This is a genomic window from Arsukibacterium sp., from assembly GCF_036735525.1.
Classification (GTDB): Bacteria; Pseudomonadota; Gammaproteobacteria; order Enterobacterales; family Alteromonadaceae; genus Alishewanella.
Window position 1 is genome coordinate 1 of the sequence record NZ_DAINOE010000088.1, and the last position, 12400, is coordinate 12400.

The window sequence follows — 12400 nt, forward strand, 5'->3', positions numbered from 1 at the left end:
TTATACCTTGTTGCTATGCCGTTTATTTTTCACTCAAAGATCAACAGCCTCTAGGCTCGCCAGCAAGAATTTTCCTGAAAAACGACCGCAAGCTCCCCATGAAAAGCTTCGCAGAATTGAACAAGACAGCCGGCTATATTTATTGCATTGGTGGCTTTTGCAAGATTTAAGCGACATTCAGGCTGCAAGTACACCGCCACTTAACCCTTATACCGGTAACCCTGCGGTGCGGCACAACAACAGTCGGTGTTACTAGTTGGATAAGTTAGTGTGTGTGCCTGACTACTCTACAAACTCCATAGCTGCTTAAAGGCCACGGCCTGACGGCGGGAGATTTCTACTGTTAGCTCTGGCTTGAGCCAGACATCAAAACCACCGCTGATGGCGGGCTCAATGCGGCTAATATATTGGGTATTGATGATCCAACTGCGATTGGCCCGGAAAAACTGCTCTGCCGGCAGCTTTTGCTCCAGTGCCGCCAGATTGCGGTAAATCAGCGGTTTGCCATTAGCAAAATACACCTTGGTATAATTGCCGTGTGCTTCAAAGGCATAAATATCGGCCAGCGTGACAAAAAAACAGCACTCGCCATCTTTTAAAAATACCTGGCTTTGTAAGGTCATCTGGGTTTGGCTGTTGCCAAGCGGCACCTTACTTAGCGCTGCTTGCAGCCTTGGCAAGGTTACCGGCTTTAGCAAATAATCTTTGGCCTGGTATTCAAAGGACTTCAGCGCATACTGATCAAAGGCCGTGACAAAGATAACATGAGGTAAGCGCGCCACCTGATGCAGTTGCTCCAGCAGACTAAAACCATCGCCGCCCGGCATATCAATATCTAATAACAATAAATCTGGCTGGCTGGCATTAATTAACTGTAAGGCTTCGGCGACATTTGCCGCCTCCCCCACTATGTCGATACCGGCACACTGGCCCAACTGATTAGTTAATTCCAGCCGGGCTAGCCGGCTATCGTCAATGATCAGTACCTTCATCTTCGCGCTCCATCGGCAATCTGATATCGGTAATCACCTGTTCCTGCTGCTGATACAGCTGCAGGCTAGCCTGGCCCTGATACAACAATTGCAGCCGCTGGCGGATATTCTTCAAGCCCAGACCAGCATTGCTGTTACTGCCAGCAGCAGTGCTGCTTCCCGCTTTTTGCAAGCATCCATGATTACTGACCCGCAGTTGCAACTTATCAGCCTTAAGCTCTGCGCTTATCGTCACCTGGCCCCCTTGTGGTAAATGGCTGATGCCATGTTTAATGGCGTTCTCCACACACAATTGCAGCAGTAATTTCGGCACCAACAGCTCAGCGCAGCCCGGCGCTATCTGCTGCTGGTACTGCAAGCGCTGTTCAAACTGAATAGAACACAACGCCAAATAATGATGCACTATGTCCAGCTCCTCTTTTAAAGGCACCTTGATACCATCTTCTGGTTTTAAGTTATAGCGCAGCATGTCTGACAGTGCCGCCAGCATGTTTCTGGCCCGCTCGGGATCTTCTAAAATCAACGCCCGGATATTATTAATGGCATTAAATAAAAAGTGCGGATTTAACTGGCTAATTAACGCATCCAACTGAGTCGCATGCAACAATGCCGTGGTTTGTCGCAGCTGCCGCACCTTGGTTATGGCAAAGTAAATCGCTGACCAGAGCAACAACGCCAATAGCATATTAAAATAATTACCGACAAAGATGGTTTTAATAATAAACCAACGCTGATCGGCCGGTACCGGGAAGGTATAGCCAATAATCGTTAACGTAAAAAAGGTTAGCAGCAATATGCTGGTGGCCAGCGCAGCAAACAGCAGGCAACCACCTAACAACATGCCTACCTGACGCAACAAACTACCCTGTGCCGCATAACGGCGGTATAGGGTGCGCAAAAAATGTGAGCCCAGCCCTGTGGCGCCGATTAATACCGCGGCATACAACAGCTCGGTATCGACAAATACCGGGCGGTTAAAAATGACCAGGCTGTAAAAAACATACAGCAGGCCCCAACCGCTCCACTGTAAATAAGCATAACTATGCTTCATTCAGTTTCACTCTTTTTATTGTCATCAACTAATGGCGTTCCCAGCTTATAGCCTGGCGGCTGCGCCAGCAATTGCGCAAACAAGCTAAAGCTTTGCTCGGTCATTGGCATAGCCAGATTGCTCAACAGCACCAAGCCCTGTTTTTGCCAGGGGTCAAACACCAGCATGCTACTAAAACCAGCTGTTTGCCCGTTATGCCACAACCAGTCATTATGCTGCATCCAACCCGGTGTCATCTGTGGTTGCCCTGAACTGCTGATGACGGTTAACCATTGTTGTAACACAGGGTCACTGTCGGCACTGGCAAACAATTGCCTTAATAACTGTGCCATATCTTCAATACTGGCAAGCACCGCCCCGGCGCCGGCCAGGCTGTCAAACTGCCAGTGCGACACCACCTGCTGGCTAATCGCATGGCCTGTCGCCAACGGCTTAAAACGTCCGCCAGGGGTTTGCACGGCAGCACTCTTCATACCCATGGGCGTAAATACCTGTTGCTGCATAATAGTGGCAAACGGCTGCTGCTGCGTCTGCTCCAATAAAAAACCCAGCAGACCATAGCCATAATTAGAATAACTAAAGACTTGCTGCTCAAAGTCGGTACTGGCCAGGGCCGCCAGTAAATCTTCTTTAGAATATCCGGCATAGGGATTGGTTAAATCATCCAGCGGCATATTTGCCGGTAAGCGCGGCAAGCCACTTTGATGAGTAATTAACTGCGCCAGGCTGTAATGATGTTTAGCCAGTTGCTGCAAGCCAAACTGTGCCGAGAGCGGCCTATCTAACTGCCAGTGCCCGGCTTGCACTTGTTTAAGTGCTGCCAGCGCCGTTAAAGGTTTTGAAATTGAGCCAATTTCAAATAAGGTTTGCGCCGTTAACGGCAGCTGATTGGCCAGATCAGCTTTGCCATGCAGCAGGTACTGCACCTGCTGCTGGTTTACCCAGGCAATAGCGACGGCATGCTGGCCAAATTCGGCATCCAGCCAGGCCGCTAATGCAGCAAGGCTCGGCTCTGAGCTATCACTGGTAACTACTGAGGCTTTTTTTTTAGGGTCAACGGCATGGCCTGCCCCTGCACAAAGCTGCCTTGCCAGGCGTCTTGCTGCCAGTTACCCTGATAACTGGCATTAATCATCGCCGATTTAAAGTTTAATTGCTGCTTAGTTATTGAGAATTCGGTAATGGGAATACCAAAGCTTTGCTGCTTAGGGCTATCCAAGGTGACATGATAGCCCTCTTCTATCACGGCGACATTTAACACCAGTGGTAAACTGGCGCTGCGGCTAATCATCAGCTCGCCGGCCCATTGCTGCTCATGTTCTAATCTGGCTACTGATTCTGCCGATAACCGGGTTAGAGTGATAGGCATATTACGGCCCTGGGTAAACACGCCCTTTAAGGTATTGCCGTCAAATTCACCGCTAAATTGTGCTCTTAAGCTGTCATCGTTAAAGCTAAGGCTGTTGCCGTCAATAGTAAAACGGGTTGGCTCTATGCTCGTCAGGCTCTGGTTCGGACTGATTAAGGTCATCTGGTAGCCATCGGCCTCAGGGGTAAGCTCGATGCCCAGTACTACGCCGGTTTCAGCTGAAAACTGCAGTACACCACGCCAATGCCCGGCCAGTTGCTCTGCTGCTTGTGCTGCAAAAACTGAGCTGCTGCCAAGCAGCATGCCGGCGATTAAGGTCAATTTTTTCATCTCTATTGCTCCTGTTGTTCAGTCAAGGCCAAGCTTACCCAAACAAGATGCTAAGCAGTTAAACTATATGTTAAGCGGTCATATTAATGCCTTAGCGGCGTCAAGCAAGGATAAATGGCCAAGGGATTATGGATGGTCGGGACTGACTGAAAGCGGATGAAATGATTGGTAGACGCCATCATCTGCCAAAATAGTGGCAATCGCTTTGGCTATTTGCTCTTTTAAATGCACATGTGGGCTGGCTTTAGAAAATGCCAGGTGGATATAGCGCGCATCCTCTTCCTGAAATACTAAGCTGGCCAGTTTAAATTGCTGATGAAACTCTGGCATGCTGTTGGTAATGCTTAAAGCGTATTCGGCCGTCGTCACTATGGCATCTCCACGATTCACCATCAACATGTTTAGCCCTGCTTCCAACGAGCTAACTTCAATACTACGTGGGTGTTTAGCCACAACATTAATTGTATTGCTGTTATAGGTATAACCGCGGATAACCATCAGGTTAAGCCGGTTTAGTTCAGCAACAGTTTGGATATCAGGGCTGTCCTTGTAAATTACTAACACTTCCGGATTCGCCAATGCATAAGGCAACATAAACATCACTTTTTCACGCTCGGGGTTGCTATTTAACCGCACCATTAAATCTGTTTTGCCTTGCGCCATTAAACGCAGGCAACGAGCAAAGGGAGTATTAGGGCTAAACCTTAACTTAAAGCCTGCGACTTTAGCCACCTCCTGCATAAAGTCGACTGTTGGTCCATAAGGCTGGCCTTGATCGGGATAATGGTGGTGCTCAGGTAAATCATCCAAACACCACTCCAGTATCGGCAGTGGTTCAGATGCTGCAAAAGGTTGAAAACTGAGCATAAGCAGCAAAAACATAGCGTTAAGCCAGCCTAATTTCATAAGCCGCGACCTTAATATTAATAATTCGCATTAGATACTTAAGCATAGCATAAGACAACCATCGCTCTAATGCTCGGTTCGCTTAGCCTAAGCTGCTATTTAGCATAACAACAGGCGACACCCTATTACTTGTATTTAAACCGGAACTAGACTAGAACTGAAAATAGTGGATGCAGGAGTTAAAGATGATAATCCGTATTCTAGGCTGGCTGCTACTGGCATTGAGCTGCAGTGCGCTGGCTGGCAAGGCAACCTCAGGCAAACAACACGACGCTGCCGTAGCCGCCCCTGACCGCTATGGCGCTGCTGTTGCCGAGCACGTCTTGCGCCGCGGCGGCAATGCTGTTGATGCGGCCATCGCCACCGCCTTTACTCTGGCCGTTACCTACCCTGAAGCGGGCAATATTGGCGGTGGCGGTTTTATGACTTTGTGGATTGACGGTAAGGGCTATTTTTTGGATTACCGCGAAACCGCTCCGGCCAAAGCAGATGCCGATATGTATCTGGATAGCGAGCAAGCGGTCATTAAAAACAAAAGCTTAATTGGCCATCAGGCCAGTGGCGTGCCCGGCACCGTGATGGGCCTGTGGCAGGCGCATCAACGCTTTGGCAGCCTGCCCTGGGCGGAACTGCTGCAACCGGCCATCGATTATGCCACACAGGGTTTTGTCGTGTCGGATAAGCAGTTTTTGTATTATGACAATATTCTCAGCCGCTTTGCCGGTAAAACCAATTTTGCTGATTACTTCGCTCAAATGCAGCCGGGCAGCACCTTTTTGCAGCCGGAACTGGCCGCCACCTTAGGCCGCATAGCCAAAGAGGGCCAGGCCGATTTTTATCAGGGCGACACCGCTAAATTGATAGTAGCTGAAATGCAGCGTGGCAAGGGCCTGATCAGCCTGGATGATTTAGCCAATTATCAAGCCATCTGGCGCGAGCCCATTTTGTTTGACTGGCAAGGCTATCAGCTGTTAACTGTGGCCCCGCCCAGCTCAGGTGGCATCGCCCTTAGCCAGTTACTGGCACTCAAACAGCGCCGGGCCGCTGATTTTGCCAATGTCAGCTTAAACAGTGCCCGGTACGTGCATCTGATGGCCGAAATTGCCAAACGGGTGTTTGCCGATCGCGCGGATTATTTAGGGGACCCGGATTTTAGCCCGGTACCACAGCAGCAATTGCTGCACAGCGATTATCTGGATAAACGCGCTGCGCAAATTAATGCCAACGCCATATCGCCAACGGCCTCAGTAAAACCCGGCCTGGAAAGCCATCAAACCACCCACTTTTCTATACTCGATAAACACGGCAATGCAGTATCCAATACCTACACCCTTAATCTGGATTATGGCAGTGGCGTGGTGGTCAGTGGTGCCGGATTTTTACTGAATAACGAAATGGATGATTTTTCAGTGAAAGCCGGCGTACCCAATGCCTTTGGTGTGGTAGGCAGCAGTGCCAATGCCATAGCACCGGGAAAAAGAATGCTGTCGTCTATGACACCCAGCATATTGCTCAAAGACGGCAAGGTCGTACTGGTGATTGGCACCCCGGGTGGCTCAACGATTTTCACCTCTATTTTTCAGGTGATCAGCAACCTGTATGACTTTGAACTGCCTTTGGCCGAAGCTATAGCCGCCGCCCGCTTTCACCATCAGTTATTACCTGAAAACCAAATAAACATGGAGCCATACCAACTGCTGCCTACTGATGTACAACAGGCCTTGACGGCTAAAGGCTATAGCTTTCATCAGCAGCGCTGGGCGTTGGGTGATATTCAGGCCATACAAGTCATTGACGGTAAAGTGCAGGCCCAGTCGGATCCCCGCCATCGCGGTGTGGCAACCGTGATCACTCAGCACTAGCTCATTTCGGTTCTGTAAACTTTAGCAGCCGCATTAAGGTCTACTCTATCCTACACTTAATGCTGCTGGCCGCTGCCACCGCGACCTGGCGGGCGTTTTGCTGTAAAGTCAGCATTTTATCCGGTTTATTGCCAAAAATTCCCTGTAAACTAGGGAAAAGCATGGCAATTTAGCCAGCACATTCTGCTGCATTTTGATTAGTATGCACGTCTTAATGAGCGCCCGACAAGCCACTCATGCATGAACAACACACCACCACTTTGTGAAGGGTTACTTATGTTATTTACCGGTAATTTAACAGCGACATGTCCACTGAGACAAAAAATCCGCGATTATTATCGCATCGATGAAAATCAGGTGATTGATCATATCTTACCTTTAGCAGAAGTGGGCGTGAAAGCACGAAGCCGGGCCTGGGAGCGGGCACGGCAAATCGTGTTGAATATCCGCCGCGATCAGGATGGTCAGGGGGGTGTTGATGCACTGTTAAACGAGTTCTCACTGTCCAGCGAAGAAGGCGTGGTACTGATGTGTCTGGCTGAAGCTTTATTGCGGGTGCCGGATAAAAAAACTCAGGAGCTGTTGATCCGCGATAAGCTGGCAAAGGGTGACTGGAGCGCGCACTTAGGCAGCAGTGACTCCTTATTTGTTAATGCCTCCTCCTGGGGCCTGCTTATCACCGGCAAGATGGTGAACTACACCGATAAAAACAAAGCCGAACAGTTTGGTGTGCTGAAAAAAACTATAGGTCGCCTGGGCGAGCCGGTTATTCGTAAATCGGTAAACTTTGCCATGAAAATTATGGGCAAACAGTTTGTTATGGGCACCACCATAGATGATGCTATTGAACGCGCCGCGGAAAAAGAGCAAAAAGGCTATGTGTACTCTTACGACATGCTGGGCGAAGGTGCCCGCACCATGGCCGATGCCGAGCGTTATTATCAAAGCTATTTAACCGCTATTCATGCCATCGGCAAAGCTGCCAAAGGCCGTGGCCCGATTAAAAGCCCGGGTATTTCGGTTAAGTTATCGGCTATTCACCCGCGCTATGAATTCAGCCACCGTGACCGGGTGATGAGCGAACTGCTGCCCAAGCTGAAAGCCCTGGTACTGGTTGCAAAAAGTTATGACATTGGTTTTACCATCGATGCCGAAGAAGCGGATCGCTTGGATATGTCATTGGATATTATTGAAGCGATTTTCAGTGATGATGAGCTGGGCGACTGGAGTGGCTTTGGTTTAGCGGTGCAGGCCTATCAGAAACGTGCCATCTTCGTTATTGAGTGGCTGACACAATTAGCCCGTAAAGTGGGCCGGCAGTTAATGGTGCGCCTGGTTAAAGGCGCTTACTGGGATACCGAAATTAAAACCACCCAGCAGGATGGGTTGGCTCATTACCCGGTATTTACCCGCAAGGCCTCAACCGATGTATCTTACAAAGCCTGCGCTATTAAGTTATTAGAAGCGCGCGATTGTATTTACCCGCAATTTGCCACTCACAATGCCTACACCGCCGCCACCATTTTAGAAGTGGCCAAAGGCGATAACAGCGGTTTTGAGTTTCAGCGTTTACATGGCATGGGCGAATCGTTGTTTGATCAAATTGTTACTGAAGAAAAAATTCAGTGCCGGGTTTATGCCCCTGTTGGCGAGCATGAAAACCTGCTGGCTTATCTGGTTCGCCGCCTGCTGGAAAACGGCGCTAACTCGTCTTTTGTCAATGCCATTGTTGACACCTCTAAGCCGGTAGAAGAACTGCTGCCGGATCCGGTGGAAACCCTGCAGGGCCTGCGCAATAAATTTAACACCCAGATTAAAATGCCAATTGAGCTGTTTGGCGCCGAGCGCGCGAATTCACGCGGCCTGGATTTAACCGACATTAATCTGTTAACGCCATTTAAAGCCAACTTAGACCGCTGGTTTAATGAGCACAAACTTGACCCTGCTCAACTGCCTGCAGGTGCCCAGCCGGTGAAAAACCCGGCTAATCACCAGGAAATCATTGGCCATATCAGCTTGCAAAACGCGGAGCAAATGCAGCAGTTGCTGGATAACGCCGATAAGGCCTTTGCCAGCTGGTCACAAACTGACATTAGCGAGCGCAGCAACTTACTGCGCCGGGTCGCCGACATTTTAGAGCGGCACCATGATGAACTGGTGGCACTCTGTATTAAAGAAGCCGGCAAGGTAGCGCAAGATGGTATTGACGAAGTACGTGAAGCAGTCGATTTTTGCCGTTATTACGCGGCCCGGGCGGAAGAGCTGGCTAAGGACGAGCGTTTTGAGCCGCGCGGTGTCATTTTATGTATCAGCCCGTGGAATTTCCCGCTGGCGATATTCCTAGGTCAGGTCGCAGCGGCTATCGTCACCGGCAATACTGTTATTGCTAAACCGGCCGAGCAAACCAGCCTGATTGCGCTGCGTACTATTGAGCTGATGCACATTGTGGGTTTACCTGAACATGTAGTGCAGCCTGTGCTGGCCCGTGGCAGCGAAGTGGGCAAGGTTATCGTGCCAGATGCGCGTATTCAGGCGGTGATGTTTACCGGCTCTACCGAAACCGGCACGCTGATTTCACAAACCCTGGCGAACCGTAACGATATTCAGGTCCCCTTGATTGCCGAAACCGGTGGCCAGAACTGTATGATTGTTGACTCCACCGCCCTGCCTGAGCAGGTAGTAGATGATGTCATCAGCTCTGGCTTTCAAAGTGCCGGCCAGCGCTGCTCAGCGCTAAGGGTACTGTTTATTCAGGACGATGTGGCCGATGGCATTATTGCCATGCTAAAAGGCGCCTTAGCCGAGCTGCATGTCGGCGATCCGGCCTTGTTAAGCACGGATATCGGCCCGGTAATAGATGAAAAGGCGCTGCAAAACCTGCAGCAACATGTGGAATACTTAAAAGATAAAGCCACTTTGCATTATCAGTGTGCTATTCCGGATAACAGTACCCACGGCGCTTATTTCTTTGCCCCGCGTTTATACGAAATTAAAGATTTGTCGGTATTAAAACGCGAAGTGTTTGGCCCTTGTGTGCATATTATCCGCTTTAAGGCTGAGCAACTGGATCAGGTGATTGATCAAATCAATGGCACCGGCTTTGGCTTAACCATGGGTATTCACTCGCGTATTGAAGAGCGCTGTGAGTATCTGGCCAAGATGTCACGTGCCGGTAATGTGTATATCAACCGCAATATGATAGGTGCCGTAGTTGGCGCTCAGCCCTTTGGCGGTCGCGGTTTATCTGGCACTGGCCCCAAAGCCGGTGGCCCGAATTATCTGCTCCGGCTGGTTAAAGAAAAAGCCTCACCAGAAAACGTACAAATGACTAACCTAAGCCCGGACGAGCTGGATATGCACCACACTGCAGATGCCGACGCCGAAGTGCAACAGTTAATGGCCAACTCACTGCGTGATGAAAAAATCTGGCGGGCTACAGCGTTAAATAACCGGGTGTCAGCGGTACGTCAATTATTAGCCAGAATAGCCACAGTGGATATTATTGACGAGCTGGCCGATGACTTAGGCTCAACGCTGGCCGATGCGCGGGCTCAGCTGAACCGGCTGGAAAAGCATATGCGTCACTTTAAAACCCTGCCAGGGCCAACCGGTGAATCTAACACCCTGCACTATGAGCCGCGTGGCTGTGTGGTTTGTTATGCCGATAAGAGCACCTCGTTTAACTTCTGGGCTATTTCTATTATTACCGCGCTGGCTGCCGGTAATACGGTCATTACCGTAGCATCAGAACTGTTTTATAACGAAGCCCTGGCGTTTCGTGATAAGTTTTTAGCCACCGGCGTAGCTAAGGGTGTGTTTCAGGTGGCCAAGCCCAATCAGCTGCAGGCCATTTTAGCCCATCCGCACCTGGCTGGCGCTGTAGTGGCCGCCCGCTCGTCGCGCTTAGGTTATTTCAGTCAGCAACTGGCGAAGCGTCAGGGGGCCATTTTACCGGTGATCAGTGCCGAGTATTACGATACCCTGCTAAAACGCTTAATCACTGAGAAAACCATCAGTATCGATACCACAGCCTCAGGCGGTAATACTTCGCTGATGACCATGGTTGAAGAAGATGATGAGTCTTAATTAGCTTAGGCACTCCCAAAAAGCCAGTATTGATTACTGGCTTTTTTATTGGCTCAGTTAGCCCTTGTTTTGCATAACTTTATGCGTACTTAAACTGCGCCCGCTTGCACCACTCGTTATTGCAATATTGGATAAAAACGTGTTGATTTACGTTAGGTTGTTGGATAGTGTTATTTCATTTACAAAAAATAAAAGGGAATTGACACGGTTTGAAAGCGTGTACGTTCCAAATTATTAAGCTGTTATGAACCTTCTTTAGCCAAGCTTAAACCGCCCATATGAGAACTATGAAAACGAAACACTTCTATTTTGCATCAATAGCCATACTCTCCATTTACTTGATATGGGTATGGTTTTTTAGTTCTGATTACTCAACTGTGCCTCATACGGTCAGGCAAGCATGGTTTAATCAAGATATGTCTTACTGGTTATTCCAAACGTATGGTGCTTATGTTAATTGATGAAGCACAGGCAGATTTGGGTGCTAAGACAATAACCTTGGCTGTTTTTGAGCATAATATTGTTGCTTTGAATTTATACAACTCATTGAGTTTTCAAAGTGTTGCAAAGGAGCTATTTAAGTTCCCCGGCAATAATGATCCTTGGCAGTTAATTAGAATGGAGAAAAGGTTATAACAAACGCCACCAAAACGCCGGTCTGCGGCTCGACACGCAACAAGTTGCTCGCGTGTTTGGCGAGCGTTAAGCCGTATTATGAAAAGTCTTACTGATCTGGGCGCTCTGGATGCCCGGTTGATTTTGTTGTTCATTATGGGGCCTCCCTTTGGGGCAGCTCATTTAGCATTTAATGACAATTTAGTTTTGTCACTAGTAGTCTTTTGGGTTTGGTTAGCAGCTTGTTTTCCTCTGATGCATTGGCTGAATCGCAAAGGCTGGGCTCGTAAAAGATACGTCTTATTAATGATATTAATAATGTCATGCTTTTATGGAGTAGCTTTATATGTGTGAGCAGCCACTTAACAAGCGCGCATCGCTCTCGTTGGTCACTGGGACGTCAAACCCGCTGGCGCTTTTTCGGCCCCTGTGCTTTGAGTTATATTTAAAGGAGATTTTGTGAAGCATTCTATGATTTTGCTGGTTTCAGCATTTTTTCTAATTAGTTGTCAATCAACAACAAAAGAGGCTTCGCCAGAAAAGGTTGTACATTCTAATGAAGAGCTATCTTTAGAAGAATTTTGCAAACTGCACGCATGCCGTCAAAATAAACATGTTAAATTTAAAACAGATAACGGGCTTATTGATGAAATGCTCCCGCTGTATTGGCCTGCAGCTCAAGGCAATCAAATTTCTATTCTTCCTGGTGATGAATTGCTGATCGAGGCTGAGGTGTTAGAAGGAAACCGCCTCGGGAATTTCAAGCAAGTTGCTGAAATACAAAACCCTGAGAAAACTATCAGATTCTCGTTTACTCAAATGGACTCTGGTATAGGCATGATGCTGTCAGTAAAAAACCCTTTCCCGTTCAATATTAAATACCATTTGAATATGATCGATTTTTCGGGCAAGCCGCATCAAACCAGCAGTTGCCCAGTAAGAGCTAACATTTCTGTTTATGAAATGTGGCCCCACCCTATACCCGAATTAATGTTAACCAACATGCATATTCAAAAAGGCAGTGATTCAATGGCATGTATATATTAAGGTTTAACAAACTAAGTCAGCAGACGCTTAACAGCGCGCACTTACTCTGAGCGTTATCTGTTGGAGGTTTATGTGAAACAAAGTATCTGGAGCAGCAACTATCTGCAAGTGCCCGTTGTCTTTTTCGGAATTTTGGGAGTCA

General features: G+C 48.4%; 9 protein-coding genes. 4 read left to right on the top strand and 5 right to left on the bottom strand.

Translation table 11 applies throughout. The features are described from left to right. Positions 1-287: 287 nt before the first annotated feature. From V7D78_RS14135 to V7D78_RS14155, 5 genes are all read right to left on the bottom strand, one after another. Positions 288-992, bottom strand: coding sequence for a LytR/AlgR family response regulator transcription factor (locus V7D78_RS14135; protein WP_333609102.1), 705 nt, complete (start codon positions 990-992; stop codon positions 288-290). Further along, positions 973-2043: a sensor histidine kinase gene (locus V7D78_RS14140; protein ID WP_333609103.1), complete on the bottom strand. Its 1071-nt coding sequence runs from the start codon at positions 2041-2043 to the stop codon at positions 973-975. Before V7D78_RS14140 ends, V7D78_RS14135 begins: the two co-directional genes overlap by 20 nt. Continuing rightward, on the bottom strand, positions 2040-3152 hold the full coding sequence (locus tag V7D78_RS14145; protein ID WP_333609110.1) for a serine hydrolase domain-containing protein: 1113 nt from the start codon (positions 3150-3152) through the stop codon (positions 2040-2042). Before V7D78_RS14145 ends, V7D78_RS14140 begins: the two co-directional genes overlap by 4 nt. Beyond that, on the bottom strand, positions 3074-3742 hold the full coding sequence (locus V7D78_RS14150; protein ID WP_333609104.1) for a hypothetical protein: 669 nt from the start codon (positions 3740-3742) through the stop codon (positions 3074-3076). Before V7D78_RS14150 ends, V7D78_RS14145 begins: the two co-directional genes overlap by 79 nt. A gap of 126 nt (positions 3743-3868) precedes the next feature. Then, complete coding sequence (locus V7D78_RS14155; protein WP_333609105.1) at positions 3869-4648, bottom strand: substrate-binding periplasmic protein; 780 nt, start codon at positions 4646-4648, stop codon at positions 3869-3871. 185 nt (positions 4649-4833) lie between these two features. On the opposite strand from V7D78_RS14155, the gene ggt reads away from it, so the two are divergent. From ggt to V7D78_RS14175, 4 genes are all read left to right on the top strand, one after another. Continuing rightward, positions 4834-6510: a gamma-glutamyltransferase gene (gene ggt / locus V7D78_RS14160; RefSeq protein ID WP_333609106.1), complete on the top strand. Its 1677-nt coding sequence runs from the start codon at positions 4834-4836 to the stop codon at positions 6508-6510. 240 nt (positions 6511-6750) lie between these two features. Continuing rightward, positions 6751-10596, top strand: a complete 3846-nt coding sequence (gene putA, locus V7D78_RS14165; protein WP_333609107.1) for a bifunctional proline dehydrogenase/L-glutamate gamma-semialdehyde dehydrogenase PutA — start codon at positions 6751-6753, stop codon at positions 10594-10596. 450 nt (positions 10597-11046) lie between these two features. Then, positions 11047-11232, top strand: coding sequence for a hypothetical protein (locus V7D78_RS14170; protein ID WP_333609108.1), 186 nt, complete (start codon positions 11047-11049; stop codon positions 11230-11232). Positions 11233-11670: 438 nt separating this feature from the next. Continuing rightward, positions 11671-12258 carry a hypothetical protein gene (locus V7D78_RS14175; protein ID WP_333609109.1) on the top strand — a complete coding sequence of 196 codons (588 nt, stop codon included), beginning with the start codon at positions 11671-11673 and terminating at the stop codon, positions 12256-12258. The last annotated feature ends 142 nt before the right edge of the window (positions 12259-12400 follow it).

Excerpts from the sequence above, each read along its gene's own strand:
- V7D78_RS14135 (WP_333609102.1), bottom strand. The coding sequence starts at position 992 with ATGAAGGTACTGATCATTGACGATAGCCGGCTAGCCCGGCTGGAATTA.
- V7D78_RS14140 (WP_333609103.1), bottom strand. The coding sequence starts at position 2,043 with ATGAAGCATAGTTATGCTTATTTACAGTGGAGCGGTTGGGGCCTGCTG.
- V7D78_RS14150 (WP_333609104.1), bottom strand. The coding sequence starts at position 3,742 with ATGAAAAAATTGACCTTAATCGCCGGCATGCTGCTTGGCAGCAGCTCA.
- V7D78_RS14155 (WP_333609105.1), bottom strand. The coding sequence starts at position 4,648 with ATGAAATTAGGCTGGCTTAACGCTATGTTTTTGCTGCTTATGCTCAGT.
- ggt (WP_333609106.1), top strand. The coding sequence starts at position 4,834 with ATGATAATCCGTATTCTAGGCTGGCTGCTACTGGCATTGAGCTGCAGT.
- putA (WP_333609107.1), top strand. The coding sequence starts at position 6,751 with ATGAACAACACACCACCACTTTGTGAAGGGTTACTTATGTTATTTACC.
- V7D78_RS14170 (WP_333609108.1), top strand. The coding sequence starts at position 11,047 with ATGTTAATTGATGAAGCACAGGCAGATTTGGGTGCTAAGACAATAACC.